The sequence below is a fragment of the Priestia sp. TGN 0903 genome (genome assembly GCF_050846855.1).
In the GTDB taxonomy this organism is placed as follows: Bacteria; Bacillota; Bacilli; order Bacillales; family Bacillaceae_H; genus Priestia; species Priestia zanthoxyli.
The window spans coordinates 540246-560777 of record NZ_JBOZGL010000001.1; the positions used below are offsets into that span (position 1 = coordinate 540246).

The window sequence follows — 20532 nt, forward strand, 5'->3', positions numbered from 1 at the left end:
TTACTGAAACGGAAATGGTTCGTCTGTATTTACCGTTCCTTTTATTTTCGTTATAGTTAATTGTTCTCCTTTCACCCAATCCTCAAACGAGAAAATAAGAGGTTTTGCTTTTCGTCCAATTCCCACAATGACTTGCAGCGTCTCCGGTACATATGCCACTGTATGAAGCGTTCCAGCAGAATTCCGGTAATCTTCTTTAAAAATACCGTATTCATCTTCATTAAATAAAGAAAAAGCTTCAAGAGGCGATAGCTTTTTTTCAATATGATCTCGAATATGATCGAGCCTTTCCTTTGACTCTACCAAATGATGACGATTTTCTTCGACCAGCTGATTAAAATGGTTCGTACACCCCATCATCGTTCCTCTTTGTACATGAACGCCTCGTCCAGATGCTTCGACTACTGCTCCCTGTCCGCTGCGGTCGTAAATGGAATAATTAAACGCATGACGGTGCGGTGCCCTTTCTAAAATAGCAACAGCCTCTTCTGTCGTTTCACATGTTTCTAAAATAAACCGAGCAAGCGTACAGCAAATAAATCCGTTCGTTTGACGGCGGCGATTAACAAAATGATAGCCAATTGCTAATCCTTTTTCGTTCATTCCATCCATTCGCCCAATCATTCTTGTTCCAAACCCGACGCTTGCATATCCTTCATTTGGCTGAAAAAGCAAAAATCGACCTTCGTACGTTTTCGGATGATAATCGTAATTCCGCACATACACACCGTGCTGCATAAGAGCGGAACATCCCGTTTTCTTCCACTCTTGCTGATACCCGCTGTACTCATGTATGACGTCTTCAAGAGGCCAATCTAAGCCTTCTGCTAAGCCCAATAGCTCGTCCCACAGTCCGGGAGCAAATAAGTCGTAATAATGACGAGCTTCTTTTGCTATCGTTTGATAGCTTCGTAATGAACGTTTTCTTCTTTTTTGATGATTTTCAAACAGCTTTGTTCCTTTATGTGATTCCCCTTGCATTTTACCAAGCTCTCGGTAAGAGCCTCGCCCTTGAATAACTTCTACCTGTATTTCTTTCACTTCTATCACTCCAATTTTCCAATACCTTTATTGTGCAGCAAGCGCTCTATTCTTTGCAACTTTCTCCTCTCATAGAACGCTCTTCCTTTGAATACAGTTATAAAGAAACAGGTCGAAAGATTGAAAAGCATTATCATAAGAGGTGATCATATTGCTAAAGGAAGTTCAGCTAGAGATTCAGCGAAGAATCGCCTATCTGCGCCCAACACAAAAAAATGACGGGTCATTTCGCTACTGTTTTGAAACAGGCGTTATGCCTGATGCGTTTTTAATTATGCTTCTTCGCACCTTTGATTTAGATAAAGAAGTGTTGATTAAACAATTAACCGAACGGATCGTTTCCCTTCAAAATGAAGATGGTCTTTGGACGTTGTTTGATGATGAAGAACACAACTTATCCGCTACTATTCAAGCTTATACAGCTCTTTTATATTCAGGCTATTACCAAAAAAATGACCGGATTTTGCGAAAAGCAGAAAGATATATTATAGATTCAGGAGGCATTTCTCGCGCTCATTTTCTCACAAGATGGATGCTTTGTGTTAACGGCTTATACGAGTGGCCAAAGCTATTTTACCTCCCGCTTTCTCTTTTGCTCGTGCCTACCTATGTACCGCTTAACTTTTATGAACTAAGCACCTATGCCAGAATTCACTTCGTCCCGATGATGGTAGCTGGAAACAAAAAATTTTCACTTACTTCTAGGCATACACCTTCTCTTTCTCATTTAGATGTAAGAGAGCAGAAACAGGAAGCGGATGAAGCTGCTCAAGAATCACGCGCTTCTATTTTTTTAGTCGACCATTTAAAACAGCTGGCTTCTTTACCTTCTTACATCCACAAGCTTGGTTATCAAGCAGCCGAGCGTTACATGCTAGAAAGACTTGAAAAAGATGGAACACTCTACAGCTACGCAACCTCTACTTTTTTTATGATTTACGGTCTTTTGGCTCTTGGCTATAAAAAAGATTCGTTTGTGGTTCAAAAAGCAATTGACGGTATTTGTTCACTACTTAGTACATGCAGCGGTCACACGCACGTAGAAAACTCCACGTCAACCGTTTGGGATACCGCCCTGCTATCTTACGCTCTACAAGAAGCAGGTGTACCGCAGCAAGATCCCATGATTAAAGGCACAACTCGTTACTTAAAGAAAAGACAGCATACAAAGCTTGGAGACTGGCAGTTTCATAACCCAAATACAGCGCCTGGAGGCTGGGGATTCTCCGATATTAATACGAATAACCCTGACTTAGACGATACGTCTGCTGCTATTAGAGCTCTTTCTAGAAGAGCGCAAACCGATACAGATTATTTGGAGTCTTGGCAAAGGGGCATTAACTGGCTGTTGTCCATGCAAAACAAAGACGGGGGTTTTGCTGCATTTGAAAAAAATACTGATTCTATTTTATTTACTTATCTGCCGCTTGAAAACGCAAAAGACGCAGCAACGGATCCGGCTACTGCCGATTTAACCGGTCGAGTGCTTGAGTGCCTCGGAAACTTTGCCGGTATGAATAAATCCCACCCTTCGATTAAAGCTGCAGTAAAATGGCTGTTTGATCATCAATTGGATAACGGAAGCTGGTACGGCCGGTGGGGTGTTTGCTACATTTACGGAACGTGGGCCGCTATTACTGGACTCCGTGCTGTAGGAATTTCCGCTTCTGATCCGCGTATCATCAAAGCCATCAATTGGCTCAAAAGCATTCAACAAGAAGACGGCGGATTCGGAGAATCATGCTATAGCGCTTCTTTAAAAAAATATGTGTCTTTACCCTTTAGCACTCCTTCTCAAACGGCTTGGGCTCTCGATGCTTTAATGACAATATGTCCATTAAAAGATCGAGCAGTTGAAAAAGGAATTAAATTTTTACTGAATCCAAATCTTACAGAGCAGCAAATTCATTATCCCACGGGAATTGGTCTTCCTGGACAATTTTATATTCAGTACCACAGCTACAATGATATTTTTCCTCTTCTTGCACTTGCCCACTACGCAAAAAAACATTCTTCATAAAGGGGGTTGAGACATGACGAAATGAATCCAATCTAAAGACGAACATATAGGATACATGAGCTCCTATGGATCGCTTGTGACACGGCAGTTGATTTCCGTGCAAGGCTTCGCTTTCCGCGGGAGTCTTCGCCTTGCCCTCCAATCAACTGCTAGAAAGACTTACACACATGAAACCTATGTTTACCCTAACAAAAAAAACGAACCACGAATCAAACATCTTGATCAATGGTTCGTTTTTCACTTTGTCTAAAATCCTTTTATTCCAGCCTCTTTTTGTACATAAAAGCAGGTTTTTTTAGGAGACAAGTGGAATACCTTTTTAATGTTGGGAAAGAAAGGATGCATCAAATGAATAATGTTTCACCACTTTTAAAAGGAAAAAACGTGATACTAAGAAAACCAAAAGACAGCGATGTACATGACTATCTAGCGTGCAAGCAAACAAAAGAGCTTATTCGTATGTACGGAGGCGATACCCGAAACTTAAAACCTCTTACATTACAAGATGCCAAGCGGCACGTCGAGTACATAAAGTCTCAAAAGCTGAATTGGTGTGTTGAATATCAGCAGCAGTTTGTTGGAGAAGCCCGGCTGACCGTTAACGAGTACGACCGGCGCGCACGATATGCTATTGGTTTATTCGATTCTTCCGTTTGGAATCAAGGGCTCGGCACTGAAGTTACAAAATTGGTGCTGGCCTACGCATTTGAACACCTTCACTTGCACAGAGTCGATTTACGAGTGCTCGAATACAACCATAGAGCCATTGCTTGTTATGAAAAATGCGGTTTTGTAAAAGAAGGAATAGAGCGTGAAGGTGCTTTTATTGAAGAAGCATTTCAGACAGATATTATCATGAGTATACTCGAACAAGAGTATTATCAGCTTTAGAGGAGAGAATCAGCTGTCATCATCGTACTTCTTTAAAAGTTCGTATAGCCCAAGCCTTTTGTGAATAAAGTAACATAACGATATAACCAAAGGAGCCAACGATGACAGCTTATGATTCCTCTTCTTTTGTATTTGTAACCATTGATAAACATGACATTGCTGCTTTTTTACTCATTGATATTATTTGCAGCACCACTATTTATGTAGCATGTAAACATTATCTCCACAATGAGCTTGTTTCCATTGCAAGCAGCGCTCTTTTTCCCATGGTATGTAAGAAGGTTTCTCGACGCTAGCTCAGCTTTTTACCGGTTCTTTTAATGACAGCCAAGTGCGTTCCTTCTGCTGCTGAATCTCTACGGAGTGATTAAAAAATTTAGAAAGATGCGGCTCAGTGAGCTGGTCTTTCGTTTTTCCAGAAGAAAACACTTCTCCTTGGCGCATACAAAGCGTATGGGTAAAGCAAGGCAAAATTTCTTCTACATGGTGAGTAACATAAATAAGCGTAGGAGCATTTGGCTGCTCTGCCATTTTTGCAATCAGCTGAAGAAGCTGTTCTCGGGCCATTATATCTAGACCTGTACATGGCTCATCAAGTATTAAAAGCTTTGGTGAAGCCATAAGAGCTCGAGCAATTAGCACTCGCTGGCGCTCTCCTTGAGAAAGTGTTCCGTAGGCCTGATTTTGTAAATCTTCGCAATTTAGCAGCTTCATTAATTCTATGGCTTGGTTCATATCTTTTTGCTCCACTTGTTCATATAACCCAATAGATGCAAATTTTCCGCTTAAAATCATTTCTACAACCGTATCGTCATCTCGAAACCGCTGTTGAAGCGAAGAGCTTACCCATCCAATTTCTTTTCTGAGCTCAGACAGATTTGTTTCTCCAAATTTCCTTGAAAGAACTTCTACTTCCCCTTTTGTAGGCCAAATATATCCGTTGATGATATTTAAAAGCGTCGTTTTTCCGGAACCATTTAACCCAAGCAAACACCAATGTTCCCCTTTTTCCACTGACCACGACACGCTTTTTAAAATTTCTTTTTCTGCTCGTTTTACCGAAACGTTGTTAATGTTGATCATGCTAACACTCCTTTACTCTCATTTTTCATTATATATACTATAAAAGAATAATGATTTATCCCATTTGTTAACTTGCTTTTCTTTTTTCATGCCAATTCTTTCAGCCACTTTAATCGATGGATAATTGTGAGGATCTATCAATGATATAATCTTATGAAATTTCAGCGTATGAAGGCCATAATCTAAACAAGCTTTTGCTGCTTCACTCGCATAGCCTTTTCCCCAGCAGCTGCGTAAAAATAAATAGCCAAGCTCTGGATCTACCTTGCCGTCTACTTTTTGAAGAACCATGCCGCACTGCCCTAGAAACTCTCGATTCTGTTTATCTTCAGCGATCCACATGCTAACGCCATATGTTTGATAATGCTGCTTCATCCATTGAATCCAGCGATATGTGTCTTGTTCATTTTTAGTAGAAGAATAATACTTCATTGCTTCAGCATCTTCAAATATTTTCATTAAATTGCCTGCATCGCTTTCAGCCATAGCTCGCAGCGTCATTCGCTCTGTCTCAATAATCGTATAAATCCTCTCCTTTCTTCCATTCCAACATCTACTATCTTTATTATCCGCTACTATTTTCTTTTCGTAAAGTTTTCCTTTTTTTATTTAAATGAAACAGAAAAAGGCACCAAAAAAGGCTGCTACACACAGCCCTTTAATCTGGATCACACGTTTTCCCGTACCGTAATACGTTATATATAGCACGTCCATCACTTGCAGATGTTTCTGTATATTGAATTGGCAGCAGTGAAAAAATAACATAATAGACTGAAAAATAAACAAATTGATAGCAAAATATATCTTCAGGCAGAATATTAGCCATAATTAATCCATTTATTATAAAAATAGTAAGTAAATTAAACAGTACACCGCCCGCATACACCACTGCATGGGAAAAGCGACTGTCGTTCTTAAGATTTTCATATTTACAAAACGAGTCTAGAAAATAGACTGACTTAATTTTAAACTTCCCCATTTTAAGAATCGTTTTCCCCCGCCCAATAGTAAAATCGACCTTCCCTCCGAAAATAATTGCCATGACGGAATGCCCCAGCTGATGAACAAATGATACAAGTGGCAATACAAGACAGAATGACCACACAAACTTTGGAAGATCATTTAACCCAAACACGTTTATCCCTCCTTTTTGTTTCTTCTCTCTACTTTTCCTCCCCGTTTTTACTTAAAACTACATTTAAATTCTTTTTTTAAAACTCATACGAAATAACTAGCATCCACATCATTTCTTATAACCTAGATAAAACCCAATGTATGTAACTTATGAAAAATACATTTTCCGAAAAACAGTTGGAGTCACGTTTTCTTGTTCTTTGAAGCGCTTGATAAAATAGCTTGGATGTTCATACCCTACTTGTCTTGCTATATCTTGTACAGAGATTTGGTTGTTTTTAAGCAACAGTTTCTTTGCTTTTTGAATTCGGACGCGCGTTACGTATTCAAACGGCCGGATACCAAGAGATTGTTGAAAAAGCAAACACGTATACTGCTCTGTTACGTTGAGCTGCTTCGCCAGTACTTCTAGCGTTAGCGGCTGATGATAATATTCCTCAATATAGCGAAGGACTGGGTTTAGCTGAGTAATTTGCTGCAAGCGACTTTTGCTTTCTATATATACGCTGTCTTGGCGCAGTTTCAAAATGACGCTATATAGTAGTTCAGAGCACTTCATGGTGCTAGAGGTATGATTTTCTTCTAACAAATTCATTAGCTCTTGCAGCATCCTATAAAGGCTTTCAGCATGTGTAAGGACGATTTTTCCGGAATTAATAAATTGAAGAGAAAGCATGATATCATCAATTACACTTCCATTAAAAGAAACCCAGCATACTTGCCATTCGCTTGTAATGGGGTAGTATTCGTGCGGAACATGCGGCGTCAGAAACATCCCTTCATTTTCTTTTATAATATAAACCTCGTCGTTTACACGAAGCTCGCCTCTTCCTTTTATACATTGAATCCATTGATAATCAGGAAACTCTCCCTGACGTTTAATATGCGTTTGATGTCTCCAGCTTCCAGCGCTTGTAACATAGAATGGCAGTTTCATATCTTCATCTGAAAGAGCCGGAAAGTACATACGGTCCACATTACTTCCTCCTTTTTATGTGAATATAGTTATATTATCATGAAAATAATTAGATTGATAGGGTTTTCAGAAAACGTTATCATTTTCATATAAACTAATAACCTAGTAATCTAGAAATGAGGGATCGACATGTTAAAAACCGGCAAAAAATTTAATTATACAGCACCTGCAAACGGATACCCTGAATGGAATAACAACCCTGAAATTTTTCAATTGAACCGTTCGAAAGCACACGCTTTACTAATGCCTTATCAAACGGTCGAAGAGGCCTTAAAAAATGATAGAAAATCTTCTGTTTACTACCAAAGCTTAAATGGAAGCTGGTACTTTCATTTTGCTGAAAATGCGGATGGCCGCGTCAAAAACTTTTTCGCTCCTGAATTTTCATATAAGAAATGGGACTCTATTTCAGTTCCTTCACACTGGCAGCTGCAAGGATATGACTATCCTCAATATACAAACGTGACATACCCTTGGGTTGAAAACGAAAACCTCGAACCTCCTTTTGCACCGACTAAATATAACCCTGTCGGTCAGTACGTCCGTACTTTTACACCTAAATCAGAATGGAAAAATCAGCCGGTGTACGTCAGCTTCCAAGGCGTCGAATCTGCTTTTTACGTCTGGGTTAACGGTGAGTTTGTTGGATACAGCGAAGACAGCTTTACTCCAGCTGAATTTGATATAACTTCTTATCTTCAAGATGGTGAAAATACGATAGCAGTAGAAGTATATCGCTGGAGTGACGCAAGCTGGCTTGAAGACCAAGATTTTTGGCGAATGAGCGGCATCTTCCGAGATGTGTATCTGTACTCTACTCCACCGGTTCACATCTATGACTTTAGCGTTCGTTCGTCGCTTGATAACAACTACGAAGATGGTGAACTTAGCGTTTCAGCTGATATTTTAAATTACTTTCAGCACGATACTCAAGATCTAACATTTGAAGTCATGCTGTATGACGCGAATGGCCATGAAGTACTACAAGCTCCGCTGCAAACAAATGTAAGTGTGAGCGATCAATATACAGCGTCCTTACGTACACACATTAAAAGCCCTGCAAAATGGAGCGCAGAAAGTCCTAATTTGTATACCCTTGTACTCAGCTTAAAGAATGCTGCTGGTTCTATTATCGAAACGGAAAGCTGTAAAGTCGGCTTCCGTACGTTTGAACTAAAGAATGGCCTTATGACAATCAACGGCAAGCGTATTGTACTTCGAGGAGTAAATCGCCACGAATTTGATTCAGTAAAAGGCCGTGCAGGCATCACACGCGAAGACATGATTCACGATATTTTGCTGATGAAACAGCATAATATTAACGCGGTGCGTACATCCCATTACCCTAACGATTCAGTATGGTATGAGCTGTGTGATGAATACGGACTGTACGTGATTGATGAAACCAATTTAGAAACGCACGGAACGTGGACTTATTTACAAGAAGGCGAACAAAAAGCCGTTCCAGGAAGCAAGCCAGAATGGAAAGAAAACGTACTAGATCGCTGTCGTTCGATGTACGAACGTGACAAAAACCACCCTTCTATTATTATTTGGTCGCTTGGCAATGAATCATTTGGCGGAGAAAACTTTCAGCATATGTATACTTTTTTTAAAGAGAAAGATTCCACGAGACTTGTTCATTATGAAGGAATCTTCCATCACCGCGACTATGATGCTTCTGATATAGAAAGCACGATGTACATTAACCCAGCAGATGTAGAGCGCTATGCTTTAATGAATCCGAAAAAACCTTATATTCTGTGTGAATACAGTCATGCGATGGGTAATTCTTGCGGAAATCTATACAAATACTGGGAGCTGTTCGATCAATATCCAATCTTGCAAGGCGGTTTTATATGGGACTGGAAAGATCAAGCTCTTCAAACAACAGCAGTAGACGGTACTTCTTACTTAGCTTACGGCGGAGATTTTGGTGATACGCCTAACGACGGCAACTTCTGCGGAAACGGCTTAATCTTTGCTGATGGGACAGCTAGCCCGAAAATTGCAGAAGTAAAAAAATGCTATCAGCCTGTAAAGTGGACAGCAGTAGACGCTTCTAAAGGAAAGTTTGCCGTTCAAAACAAACACCTGTTTACAAACTTGAACGCCTATGATTTTGTTTGGACTGTTGAAAAAAACGGTGAACTACTTGAAAAACATGCGTCTCTTTTAAATGTAGCTCCTGATAGTACAGACGAACTGACGCTTTCTTATCCTCTTTACGAGCAAGAAAACGAAACTGATGAATTTGTTTTAACTCTTTCTCTCAGATTATCCAAAGATACAGCCTGGGCTTCAGCTGGATATGAAGTGGCGTACGAACAGTTTGTACTGCCTGCCAAAACCGCTGTACCTTCAGTAAAAGCTGTTTATCCTGCTTTATCAGTTGACCAAAACGAACAAACGCTGACGGTTACAGGAACTAACTTCACGGCTATTTTTGACAAGCAAAAAGGGCAGTTTATCTCTTACAACTATGAGCATACCGAGCTGCTTGCATCGGGTTTCCGTCCGAACTTTTGGCGCGCAGTCACCGATAATGACCTCGGCAATAAATTGCATGAAAGATGTCAAACGTGGCGTCAAGCAAGTTTAGAGCAGCACGTGAAAAAAGTAAGTGTTCAACCGCAAATTGACTTTGTTATCATTTCGGTTGAGCTAGCTTTAGACATCTCTCTTGCTTCTTGCTATGTAACGTATACGCTATATAACGATGGTGAAATGAAGATTGAACAATCTTTAGCACCTTCTGAGGCAATGCCTGAAATTCCTGAAATTGGGATGCTGTTTACGATGGATGCGGCTTTTGATTCTTTAACATGGTACGGCAGAGGCCCTCATGAAAATTATTGGGATCGTAAAACTGGCGCTAAGCTTGGCCTTCATAAAGGCAGTGTAAAAGAGCAAGTTACACCGTATTTACGCCCTCAAGAATGCGGAAACAAAACGGACGTTAGATGGGCAACTATTACAAACGATCAAGGACGCGGCTTTTTACTAAAAGGTTTGCCAACAGTCGAGCTGAATGCTTTACCTTACTCACCTTTTGAACTGGAGGCTTACGATCATTTTTACAAATTGCCGTTAAGCGATTCCGTAACCGTGCGGGTTAACTACAAGCAAATGGGCGTTGGCGGAGACGACAGCTGGGGAGCTAAAACACACCCTGATTACACACTATACGCCAACCGCTCGTATACAAACACGTTTACGCTAAAACCTCTATAAAAATAAAAAGGACTTTCAAATGAAAGTCCTTTTTACTTATGATGTCACCTCTGGCTTTCGCTGAGAAAGCAAAAATACCGTAGCGATAATAAGAATTGTACCTAGCCACTCCGTCCACCCAAAAGTCACATGAAGCCATAGAACAGATAGCGCGGCTGCTGACAAAGGCTCTGCTGACGCAAGAACAATGGCTTCAGAAGCGCTAATGTGCTTCAAACTTTCCAAGTAGCAATAAAAGGCAATGAGCGTTCCAAAGATAATCACAAATAGCACCGCACACAGCGACAATAGCGACCACTCACCGGCTATATGCCACGGCGGATGAATAAATGAAAAACTTACGCCGCCTATCACCATTCCCCAGCCTACTACTTCAACTGAGCTCCATTTTGCAAGAAGACGTTTAGGCTGAAGCGTATAAAAAGCAGACGTCACAGCTGCTCCAATCCCCCAAAACAACCCCCATCCTGTAATAGACAGCTCGTTAAAATTTCCGCTTGTTGCAAGAAAAAATGTCCCCGTTATGACGAGCGCAACAGAAATCATTTCTACTTTCACCGGCCACTTTCTTGCTTGCACGGCTAAATAGCCAATAATAAATATTGGCGACGTATATTGAAGCACTGTAGCTGTAGCAGCGTTACCTGCTTCAATAGCTGCAAAATATGTATACTGCACGCCGAGCATACCGATTACACCAAACAAAAGCAGCGAAGTCCTCTCTTCTTTTGTTTTCCAAATTGCAAAAATATTGCGCTGCTTAGAGGCTATTGCCAAAAGCAGCAATCCAGATACTAACATACGAACGACGACCAGCCACTCTGCGTTAAAACTCTTATGCTGAAATAAATATTGAGCTACCGTGCCAGACACTCCCCACATCGTGGCACCAATGATTACAAGCAGCAGCCCCCACGCTCTTTTAGATGAAGTTTGAACTCCTTCCACTTACCATTCCTTCTCTCTTTTTCATATATATTTAACTTACCTCCCTCCGCATTAACGGTCAATAGCAAAAAAAGTCGAAGCAATATGCTTCGACTTTTTTTAAATGCTTTTATGAAGTAATTTCTTGAGTAAAGGAAATAGCACATCGGGAAGTTCTTCGATGTTTGGTACTAGAATACTATATTTCCCGTACATATTTTGAATGGTTTTCTTCTGTCCTTCATCAATTTCCCCGTTGGATAAAAAGACGTTGATGACTTCAATTCCGTGCTTGCGTGCTTCTAATACCGCTTCGTGCGTATCTACAATACCATTTTGTTCATATCCCATAGCGGCTGGTTCACCGTCTGAAAACACAAGTAAAAACTTTTGCTGCTCAGAACGCTGAAGCAAGCGACGTGTCATATGGCGAATGGCAAATCCATCACGGTTGTCTTCTTCAGGCTCAAGCTGCATAATTTCAGGACCGCTTTTACGCTTTAATGATGCTTGAAAGTCCATCACCGTCTGCAGGTAGTTAGGCTGGCTTGTTTCAGTAGCATCATTTGTATCTTCCCAAAATCCAACAATTTGATGAGGCACCATAACAGACTTTAACGCTTCATGAAATAGCGTAATCCCGAGCTTCGTTTCATCCATTTTGTCGTACATCGATGCCGAACAGTCAACTAGAAGAGAAAACACAGCATCAATTTGGGCAGAATCTTCATCTTTTTTATAAAACAAACGAGGATTATCATCCGTCCATAGTTTTAGAAGTTTTTTATTTAATCGGCCAAAGTGCAGCTCGCTTCTAGGTAGCGTTTTTTTATGTTCAAGCGTTTTTTCAATCATTTGCTTTAATTTTTTTTGATACGATGCAATGATTTTTTTATTCTCATCATACTGAACAACGTGATCGTCGCTTGGAAGTTTAGAATCTACAAACACAGCATAGGCATGCTTATTTTCTTTCCCATACTCATAATCCGCTTCCCCGTCTTTTTCCGGATGCGTTTGCTCCATGGCTTCGATTTGAGAATAATCGTTCCGGGATGTTTTTTGAGAAGATCCTTGCACCATGCCCATTGCTTGATCTCCATCGTCGCCTTCACGAACCCCATCGCCTAACATATCTGTTTTTGAACCTTGATCCATATCAAACTGCAGAAAACTTTGCGTCGCTTCGCTTGTCTCTCGATGCCACATTTCCATTTTCTCTTCGTGAATGTCTTCATCTCCGTCTTTTTCATGTTCTAAAATATCATCGTTCACTAATGAATCTTTGCGTTTTAAATCTTCAAATGTTAACCCTTCTTCTAACTGATCATACTGAAGTTCAGCCAAGAAGAAATAAGTATTAAGCATATCTTTTTCGATAATATCATCAAAAACATCTACGAGTTCAAGGCAGATGCGCGATACGTCTTTTGTTGTTTTCGCTTCATATACATTTGTTAGCTGTCTGCGAATAAAAGGCATCGCTAAGTTAATCGATTCACTCATTGAAGGAATTTCTTCAAACGGATTTTCAGCCGTTAATAGCAAGTAAATGCCGTTAAAAAGTGCATCCGTGTACACGCTTTTTGTTAAATTTGCACTCATTTGTGTAGCAAAATATTTTCTATAGAGCTCCCTTCTGACGGCGAAGGCTTTTTTCGTTCCAGGACGTTCGCGTTTGCATACTTCTTCTAAACGAATATCTTCAAACAGCATAAACAGCTGCTTAGCTAAGCTAGGTACCGAGGTTTTATTTATTTTCTTTAAATATGCATTAATTTCTTTGAAGTTTGAATGCTTATAGCTTCCAATACTTCTTAAAAACACATCACTTTTTAAGCCGTACACTTTGTCTTCTTCTGGACGGTTATCCCAAAAGTGACTGAGATAAATAATGCCGTGTACAGGATCATAATAAGATGAAACGCGATACTCTACTTCAATTTCATCATTTTTTGTTAATGTTTTCGTTAAATCTGCCAGCTCCATATAGAGAAAGGAATCTACATTTTTGTCGTTAAATTTAATAAATCGCATAGCGCCACTCCTTACTCAAATAATGTTTCAGCAATATTTTGAATGGCGGCTTTTTCCCTTTCATCTTCTAGCTTTTCAATAATACCGCGTTTAATCGCGCGAAGAGGCGGCATATAAAGAGCTAAATCACACGTATCGATAAGCGCACGAATGGACGCAGCTTCTTCTGATACATGGCCGCTTTGAACTTGAGTAATTAAATCTGCGGAGAGCGTGACAAATTTATCAATTAATTTTTCGTCTTTTAACTGAGACTGAGACATTAGAACTTGCTTTAAGCTGCTCCCTTGAATATATGGCACTTCAATAACAACAAAACGATTTTTTAACGCTTCGTTTAATGGAACAGTCCCAACATACCCTTCGTTAATAGCCGCTACTACGCCGAATGTTTGCTGACCGCGCACTACATCTCCAGTGAATGGGTTTGTAATCATTTTCCGGTAGTCAAGTACCCCGTTTAAAATAGGAAGCGTTTCAGGTTTCGCCATGTTAATTTCATCAATATATAATAAATGGCCTTTTTTCATTGCCTGAATAACAGGTCCTTCTACAAACTCGATACCTGTTTTCCCTTCTTGTTCAGAAATTGTTTTAAAGCCAAGCAGCGCTTCTGCATCTAAATCAACCGAGCAGTTAACGCTATGCATCGGCTGAGAAAATAAATGCGACAGCGTTTCAGCAAGCTTTGTTTTACCTGAACCTGTTGGCCCTTTTAAAAGTACGTTTTTCCCTAGTGACAAGGCAATAATGGCATCTTCTAAAATATCTGCTTCTTCTGCTGTATAGCCGCCTTTTCCGATTAATAGCTGATCAGCATGAGACAGATTTTCATATTTACGATTCGCTAAAAGCGAAAGAACCTCTTTTGGTAATGATAATTGTGATAATTGAATTGACATAACAAAAAATCCTTTCTTTCTGCATACTTTCTATAGTTTACTAAAAAACATTCTTCTTCTCAAAGAATTGCTTTACCTATGCGTTTCTCTAAGGTTTCCGGTAGAAAAATCGCCGTCTTTAAACATATATTCAGTAAAAAAAAGTAGGTTATTCACCTACTTTTTTACGATTTTATAGTTTTTATGATTAACGACTGTTTTCATGGATTCGCCTGTTTCAGCATCTTTTCCAAAATCTACGATAACCGAATTGTCTCGCACTACCATAACAATTCCTTTAAATCCTTTATAGTCGCCTTTTTTAGGCTGAATCGTATCGCCAACTTTAGCTGCCTTGACTTTAGGTGCTTGTTCTTCTGTACCTTGTGTATTTTCTACGTCCATCATGACCCCACCTTTTCCAATTTACCGTGTTTTTTATAAGTGAAAACACAATTTAATTTACTTTTTGTTGAAAATACTTAGTTTATTTTCCCACAAACATCGATGGTTAAACACCATGTGTTTGTCCATTTTCATTCTGCAAACAAACGCTGTATTTTTTATTATGTATGTAGCTGTTTTTTGTAAGAGCACATCCTTGTTCTATCATAACATTTTCTGTTTCCTTCGAACACCAATTACCCTTTAGTTTTTTAAAAAAATGACAAATTACACGGAATTATGTCGAATTTCATATGATTTTCTTTTTAGTATGATAAGCTATATATCGTATTTTAAGCATCTTTTATCTATTACATACGATTTTTGATAAAAAAACCGAAACTTTTATCCACAAATTGCGTTGATTAAATGAAAGGGGGAGAAAATGGCACAACAGCATAACTTTGAACACATTTATAAACAGCACATGCATGATTTGCTGCGCTATCTTCTCTCTCTTACTCGCAGAAAAGAATCAGCGGAAGATTTAATGCAGGAGACCTTTTACCGGGCACTTTTACACTTAGAAACGTATAAAGGCGAGGAAGTAAAGCCTTGGCTGTTCAAAATTGCTTATCACGCCTTTATTGACTGGTATCGAAAAGAAAAAAAACGCCCTACTGTCGAAATAGAAGAATGGCACTTTACTCCTCAGCCAAGTGCTGAAGAACAAGTGATGATTCAAAGTGAAATCGACGGCTGGCTTTCTGATGTATCTGCTTTGCCTCCGGCTAAGCAGAATATTGTACTGTTACGAGATTATCATGGCTTCACATATGAAGAGATTGCAGAAATGACTGGCTTTACTCTGTCAAAAGTGAAAATGGACTTGTATCGTGGTCGTCAACAATTGAAAAAAAGAAAGGAAGAGGACGGATGAGCTGTCAAGATATGAAGCATCAATGGGAAAAATATAAAAACGGCACTTTGACAGACAAAGAAGCAGAAACACTTGAACAACATACGGAAAATTGTGAAGCATGCTCAGCTCATTTAGAGCACTTGCTAACCGAAGATGAACCGTTATCGCCAACTCCATCAACTACTTCACTAAATGACGATACGATGTTGGATAATAAAAAAGTGAAAAAGTCCATTTATATGGCCAAATGGAAGCAGCGCCTTTCAAATGTGACAACTGTCATTAGCTCTGTCGTTCTGCTATGGATGATTGGCAGCTTTTTATCCATTGTATATTATCATCAATCAAAAACCGAATACATAAATAGCGTCAATCAAGCGGCTATCGAATCTGCTTTTCCGAACGTTCATATACGTGAAACCACTTCTGATACACAGTCCTTTTTCCGAATGCAGTCGCAAATGGACGCTTATAAGCAAATTGGACGTGAAGAGCAGGCCATTGGGACGTTTACATTTCATCAGCTGTTTGATAAAACGAGCGGTGTAGAAAAAGAATTTTCCGGCGGTAAATACGACCTTAACCTTTCCTTTGTCTATCCTGATCAAAAAAAACTAAAGCTACATGCAAAAGAGTATAAGGAATGGACGAATGAAACATGGAATGCATTAGAAAATCTACCAAAAGGAACGGTAAGCGAAGTGGCTATTTCTTTTGATGATACGTATTCGCTAAAAGAAGTTCAGCAAAAAATGAACGCCATCGACAGCCGTGATTTTTCTACCTCTTGGTACGCGCTTAATACAGGGAACGAACAAAAAACAAGCACAAAAGATGAGCCCTTAATTGACTTAACATCAACATTTGGTTTTCCAGAGTTTTTAGACTTGCCTTACGAGCACAAAGGAAATCAAACGCACTCTACTAGCAAGTCGAACGTTTTAAATATGATGAAACTATTAGCCGATAATGAAGAAACAGTCCAAAAAGTTCGTCAGCTAGACCATTCCGATTTGTTGCTAAAGCAGCGATATTCTTATGTAAAGAAACATGGAGTCAGTGTGTACGGCGTTGTGATTACAGGACCTACCAAAAAGCTGCTGAAATTAAAAAATGATCCGTCTATCACCTACGCGTCACTTGGAGATGTAGAGCTATGGAATTGGTTCAACCGCCCTTCATCCGGCACGTTAATGAATCAGTAACAAGCACTTGAAAACAAGTGCTTGTTTTTATTTCTTCGTTAATTCTTCAAACCTTTCTACAGCTTCGCTTTTATCAAATGAACTAAACCATCGATAGTCTTGGTCATCTAAAATACGATAGTGCTGACTAATCATATTTTGCTGCAGACGAAAAGAACCTTCTTTTTGAATCTCTTTCCACCATACTCTTCCTCCGAGCGTTTTATCTTTTGGAGAAGATACGCCGTTATGAGCAATGATTTCTACTACTTCTAAGGGGACGTCTCCTAAAACCGATTGAAGGATTTCACTGTCACGAAACAAACCGCATACTGCAATAGTGGTCGTCCACCCTGCTTCCGTGCGCCCTTTTTCAATTTGAACCAATGTTTTTTTTGAAATACCAATAACTTCAGCCATTCTGTCTTGTGAATAGTTTCTTTCTAAACGAATTAATCGTATTTTATCCGATACGGATTTAATCACTTCTTGTTTATCCATTTTTACAGCCCTTTCTTTCTATACACGCACATGTCTTTAGTGTAATATTACACCTAATTAAAGAAGAGTTTCAAGCGTTTCCCTTCATCACAAAACGGGGAAATATACTGAAATGGTTTTTGTATACTAAAACAATTAAAAGGAGTTGAGAATATGTACATCATTGTATGGACTATGCTTGTACTATACGCCTTTCTGCTAGCTCCGGGAGCAAGCGCCGCTGATGATATGCTGTTTAAAAACCTTGTCACAGGAAATTTTCAACAGGTAGATCCGCTCGTAGTTATGGTATTCTCTTTTTTAGGACTTTTCCCAGTATTGTTCATGGTAATGATTTGTAAAAAAGATACGTACAAACTGCCTGGATGGCCATTTTCTCTCCTATCATTTGCGCTTGGAGCTTTTTCTCTTTTGTTCTATTATCATTGGAAAGGACAAAAAGTTCGAACACGTTCGCGTATTCCTTCACGTTTCATTGCCATCATTTCTTCTCGTCTATGGATTGGACTATGCTTAGCACTCACGATTGCTGGTTACGTATACGGACTATCCATAGGTTCAATAAGAGCTTATGAAGATGCTTTTATGCAGTCACAGCTTGTTAGCGTGATGACCGCTGATTTTTTTGTTTTAACGTGGCTTTCTTATTCCGTTATGACAAAAGAAAAGATAGCATCCCGGCCTTACCTTCTCTTATGTTTCATTCCAGTTGCGGGCCCTTTTTTTATTTTGTTACGGCATAACCGCCAAGATGTTAGAGAAGAAAAACTTTAAATAAAAGTCTTGCGTTCCATTCATTATTCCGTTATAATCATTTCTTGTACGATGAAAGTTGATTAATTAGAAAACATTTATATATCGGCATTTTATTTACATTTGTTATACATACCTGCGCTGTGCGTATACTCATGTTGTCTTAAACCTTTGAGTGTTAAAAGGGAGCTCAAAATTTAGCTGCAGATAGCACGCCCTTCTTGGGACGCTAAACCCGGCTATGAGGGCACCCACCTAGTAGATCTGGGTATTTAAGACACTTAGGGTTACGGCAGTGCGGGCTTATTTTTTAGTTAGCTGTAGCTAGCTTTTTTTATTTTTTTATTTATTAGTTTACATAATTATTTTATTGTTAACTTATATTTTTTTTAGACATGTATGTTTTATTTATCTTCGATTGAGGAACATAAAAAGTAATAAAGGAGATGGATAAAATGAATGAACAAAAAATTGCTAAAAAAGTAAATGAAGTATTAGAAGGAAATCGTGTAGGAACATTAGCCACAGTTGTAAACAACAAACCCCACTCTCGCTATATGACATTTTTCAGCGATGAAGATGGTATCGCTCTTTACACACCAACAAATATCAATACACATAAGGCAGAAGAAATCGAAGCCAATCCGAACGTGCACGTACTATTAGGCTACAGCGGCGAAGGATATGGCGATCAATACTTAGAATTATCCGGGACAGCTGTTCTTCGTACCGGTGATCAATTAAAAGGACGTATATGGAACGATCACATGAAAGAATGGTTTGACGGTCCAAATGACCCTGAGTATGTTGTTCTGGAAATTACACCAAACGAAATTCGCTTTATGAATGAAGGCGAAGAAACTCCTCAAACCGTTCAGCTATAATAAAAAAGCGCACACTGTGCGCTTTTTTTATTTTCCTACCGCTTCTTTCAATTGAGCTGCTTTTTCTTTTGGAGACGCTGCTAAGCTAATCGCGGTAATAATAGAAACACCATCTGCACCTGCTTCTACTACTTGTTTGGCATTTTCAGGCGTGATGCCACCGATTCCTACAATTGGAAAGTCAATATTCTGGTTTCGCACTTCTTCAATTAATTTTGTACCTTGCACTGCTTTTGCATCTTTTTTTGTAGAAGTAGGAAAAACAGGTCCCATTCCTACATAATCCGCCCCGTCTTTTATGGCTTGCTGCAGCTCTTGTATATTATGAACAGAGACGCCCACAATTCCTTTTCCTATTTTTTCTCGAACAATATGAGCTTTTTCATCTTCTTGTCCAATATGAACGCCATCCGCTTGTAAGCGGATCGCTAAGTCAAGATCATCATTCACAACAAAAGGAACGCTGTGCTGCTGACAAATTTGCTGAAGTTCTTTCGCCAGCTGATATTTCGCTTCTCCTTTTAGGGCACCCTCGCCTTTTTCACGAAATTGAAACACGGTAACGCCGCCTTCAATTGCTTCTTTTAATACTTCTTTCGGATCTTTTTTACAGTTATTACTGCCCATTATAAAATAAACTTGCAGCAGCTTTTTGATTTCTTCGTTTGTCATTTTCCGGCTCCTTTTAACGTTGATGTACTCTTGCATATGATTCAATATCCTGCCCAGATAAAAGATGAAGCTGGTTTAAGAGCTCAATTTGAAAGCTTCCCGGCCCTTCTTCACCTTTTTTCGCTGCGGCGATTTCACCTGCCACTCCGTAAAAACTTAAAGCAGCAACGCTTGCCTCGACATATTCTTTTTCTACAGCAGCGAAAGCTCCTATAATTGATGTCGACAGACATCCAGTCCCCGTCACTTTCGTAAATAACGGGTGACCGTTGTCTACTGTATACGTTGTGTTTCCATCCGTGATTACATCTTGTTTACCCGTAATAACAATCACTGTATCTAATTTGTTCGCCGCTTTCTCAGCAAGTTCAATGACGTCTCCTTGCCCTTCTAATGAATCAACGCCTTTAATGAGCCATGACTCGCCTACTACATTCGCAACTTCAGCAGCGTTACCACGAATAACTGCAATATTTAATTCTTCTACAAGCTGACGTGCTACTTCTGTACGAAACGGTGTCGCTCCGGCTCCTACAGGATCGAAAATAACCGGCACGCCATTTTCATTTGCTGATTTTCCTGCTATTCTCATCGCTTCTACTTCTTGAGCCGTCAGTGTACCCATATTTAAGACAAGCGCTCCGGCGATTCGAGCCATATCAGCCACTTCTTCCTTCGCATAAGCCATAACAGGTGACGCTCCTAGGGCAAGCAGTCCATTTGCTGTAAAATTTGTTACCACAACATTCGTAATATTATGAACAAGCGGACTTGTATCTCTTACTTTTTCTAATTGAGCTAAAATTTTACTAATATCCATGTTCTCTCACTCTTTTCATTTAGTTTTAACACTGCAAAAAAAGACAAAAAAGCACCTTGCATGCGCAAAGTGCTTTGGTATGTACTCACATTCCCTGCGCTGGCATTATCCAACAGGTTCAAATGGTCAACAGGCGCCCCTGTACTCTCAGCCTGCCCCGCGCAAGCTCCCATACTATTCTTGTTACG

20 protein-coding genes, 1 other RNA gene and 1 riboswitch are annotated in these 20532 nt (G+C 39.5%); of the genes, 9 read left to right on the forward strand and 12 right to left on the reverse strand.

The genetic code is table 11. The features are described from left to right. Positions 1-1041: a C45 family autoproteolytic acyltransferase/hydolase gene (locus ACRPLY_RS02830; protein ID WP_098112557.1), complete on the reverse strand. Its 1041-nt coding sequence runs from the start codon at positions 1039-1041 to the stop codon at positions 1-3. A gap of 142 nt (positions 1042-1183) precedes the next feature. Here ACRPLY_RS02830 and ACRPLY_RS02835 point away from each other — a divergent pair, with 142 nt between their 5' ends. The 3 genes from ACRPLY_RS02835 to ACRPLY_RS02845 all read left to right on the forward strand — a co-directional run bounded on the left by ACRPLY_RS02835 (position 1184) and on the right by ACRPLY_RS02845 (position 4248). Then, complete coding sequence (locus ACRPLY_RS02835; RefSeq protein WP_165635979.1) at positions 1184-3061, forward strand: terpene cyclase/mutase family protein; 1878 nt, start codon at positions 1184-1186, stop codon at positions 3059-3061. Between the two features lie 348 nt (positions 3062-3409). Then, complete coding sequence (locus tag ACRPLY_RS02840; protein ID WP_028413495.1) at positions 3410-3952, forward strand: GNAT family N-acetyltransferase; 543 nt, start codon at positions 3410-3412, stop codon at positions 3950-3952. Positions 3953-4053: 101 nt separating this feature from the next. Then, positions 4054-4248 carry a hypothetical protein gene (locus tag ACRPLY_RS02845; protein ID WP_013056879.1) on the forward strand — a complete coding sequence of 65 codons (195 nt, stop codon included), beginning with the start codon at positions 4054-4056 and terminating at the stop codon, positions 4246-4248. A gap of 1 nt (position 4249) precedes the next feature. Here the strand turns inward: ACRPLY_RS02845 and ACRPLY_RS02850 are convergent, their stop codons facing one another. The 4 genes from ACRPLY_RS02850 to ACRPLY_RS02865 all read right to left on the reverse strand — a co-directional run bounded on the left by ACRPLY_RS02850 (position 4250) and on the right by ACRPLY_RS02865 (position 7136). Beyond that, positions 4250-5035 carry an ABC transporter ATP-binding protein gene (locus ACRPLY_RS02850; RefSeq protein WP_028413496.1) on the reverse strand — a complete coding sequence of 262 codons (786 nt, stop codon included), beginning with the start codon at positions 5033-5035 and terminating at the stop codon, positions 4250-4252. Between the two features lie 18 nt (positions 5036-5053). Then, positions 5054-5536 carry a GNAT family N-acetyltransferase gene (locus tag ACRPLY_RS02855; RefSeq protein WP_165635978.1) on the reverse strand — a complete coding sequence of 161 codons (483 nt, stop codon included), beginning with the start codon at positions 5534-5536 and terminating at the stop codon, positions 5054-5056. 157 nt (positions 5537-5693) lie between these two features. Further along, positions 5694-6170, reverse strand: coding sequence for a site-2 protease family protein (locus ACRPLY_RS02860; RefSeq protein ID WP_028413498.1), 477 nt, complete (start codon positions 6168-6170; stop codon positions 5694-5696). A gap of 147 nt (positions 6171-6317) precedes the next feature. Further along, positions 6318-7136: an AraC family transcriptional regulator gene (locus tag ACRPLY_RS02865; RefSeq protein ID WP_224980575.1), complete on the reverse strand. Its 819-nt coding sequence runs from the start codon at positions 7134-7136 to the stop codon at positions 6318-6320. A gap of 138 nt (positions 7137-7274) precedes the next feature. Here ACRPLY_RS02865 and ACRPLY_RS02870 point away from each other — a divergent pair, with 138 nt between their 5' ends. Beyond that, complete coding sequence (locus ACRPLY_RS02870) at positions 7275-10379, forward strand: glycoside hydrolase family 2 TIM barrel-domain containing protein (protein ID WP_432231530.1); 3105 nt, start codon at positions 7275-7277, stop codon at positions 10377-10379. 36 nt (positions 10380-10415) lie between these two features. On the opposite strand, the gene ACRPLY_RS02875 is transcribed toward ACRPLY_RS02870, so the two are convergent. From ACRPLY_RS02875 to ACRPLY_RS02890, 4 genes are all read right to left on the reverse strand, one after another. Further along, positions 10416-11327 carry an EamA family transporter gene (locus ACRPLY_RS02875; protein WP_033578861.1) on the reverse strand — a complete coding sequence of 304 codons (912 nt, stop codon included), beginning with the start codon at positions 11325-11327 and terminating at the stop codon, positions 10416-10418. Between the two features lie 99 nt (positions 11328-11426). Continuing rightward, a complete protein-coding gene (locus ACRPLY_RS02880) occupies positions 11427-13343 on the reverse strand; it encodes a vWA domain-containing protein (RefSeq protein WP_165635975.1) in 1917 nt (638 codons plus the stop codon). A gap of 11 nt (positions 13344-13354) precedes the next feature. Continuing rightward, positions 13355-14245, reverse strand: coding sequence for an ATP-binding protein (locus tag ACRPLY_RS02885; RefSeq protein ID WP_014460283.1), 891 nt, complete (start codon positions 14243-14245; stop codon positions 13355-13357). 156 nt (positions 14246-14401) lie between these two features. After that, positions 14402-14632 (reverse strand): YkvS family protein, encoded by a 231-nt coding sequence (locus ACRPLY_RS02890; protein WP_013056869.1) that lies wholly within the window; start codon positions 14630-14632, stop codon positions 14402-14404. 421 nt (positions 14633-15053) lie between these two features. Between ACRPLY_RS02890 and ACRPLY_RS02895 the strand changes: the two genes are divergently transcribed. Further along, on the forward strand, positions 15054-15548 hold the full coding sequence (locus ACRPLY_RS02895; RefSeq protein ID WP_013056868.1) for an RNA polymerase sigma factor: 495 nt from the start codon (positions 15054-15056) through the stop codon (positions 15546-15548). Further along, positions 15545-16735, forward strand: a complete 1191-nt coding sequence (locus tag ACRPLY_RS02900) for an anti-sigma factor (protein WP_432231531.1) — start codon at positions 15545-15547, stop codon at positions 16733-16735. The genes ACRPLY_RS02895 and ACRPLY_RS02900 overlap by 4 nt, the downstream gene beginning before the upstream one ends. 27 nt (positions 16736-16762) lie before the next feature. On the opposite strand, the gene ACRPLY_RS02905 is transcribed toward ACRPLY_RS02900, so the two are convergent. Further along, positions 16763-17215 (reverse strand): helix-turn-helix transcriptional regulator, encoded by a 453-nt coding sequence (locus tag ACRPLY_RS02905; RefSeq protein ID WP_432231532.1) that lies wholly within the window; start codon positions 17213-17215, stop codon positions 16763-16765. A 153-nt stretch (positions 17216-17368) separates the two neighbouring features. Here ACRPLY_RS02905 and ACRPLY_RS02910 point away from each other — a divergent pair, with 153 nt between their 5' ends. The 3 genes from ACRPLY_RS02910 to ACRPLY_RS02920 all read left to right on the forward strand — a co-directional run bounded on the left by ACRPLY_RS02910 (position 17369) and on the right by ACRPLY_RS02920 (position 18852). Further along, complete coding sequence (locus ACRPLY_RS02910; protein ID WP_034265740.1) at positions 17369-17989, forward strand: hypothetical protein; 621 nt, start codon at positions 17369-17371, stop codon at positions 17987-17989. 109 nt (positions 17990-18098) lie between these two features. Next, positions 18099-18276, forward strand: a non-coding RNA gene (ssrS, locus tag ACRPLY_RS02915) — 6S RNA. A 147-nt stretch (positions 18277-18423) separates the two neighbouring features. Beyond that, entirely contained in the window at positions 18424-18852 is a 429-nt protein-coding gene (locus tag ACRPLY_RS02920; RefSeq protein WP_013082985.1) for a pyridoxamine 5'-phosphate oxidase family protein, read from the forward strand. A 27-nt stretch (positions 18853-18879) separates the two neighbouring features. On the opposite strand, the gene thiE is transcribed toward ACRPLY_RS02920, so the two are convergent. Both thiE and thiM read right to left on the reverse strand, forming a co-directional pair. Further along, positions 18880-19524 carry a thiamine phosphate synthase gene (thiE, locus tag ACRPLY_RS02925; RefSeq protein WP_028413507.1) on the reverse strand — a complete coding sequence of 215 codons (645 nt, stop codon included), beginning with the start codon at positions 19522-19524 and terminating at the stop codon, positions 18880-18882. A 13-nt stretch (positions 19525-19537) separates the two neighbouring features. Further along, a complete protein-coding gene (gene thiM / locus ACRPLY_RS02930; protein WP_432231533.1) occupies positions 19538-20344 on the reverse strand; it encodes a hydroxyethylthiazole kinase in 807 nt (268 codons plus the stop codon). Positions 20345-20418: 74 nt separating this feature from the next. Then, a riboswitch (TPP riboswitch) is annotated at positions 20419-20527 on the reverse strand. Between the last annotated feature and the right edge of the window lie 5 nt (positions 20528-20532).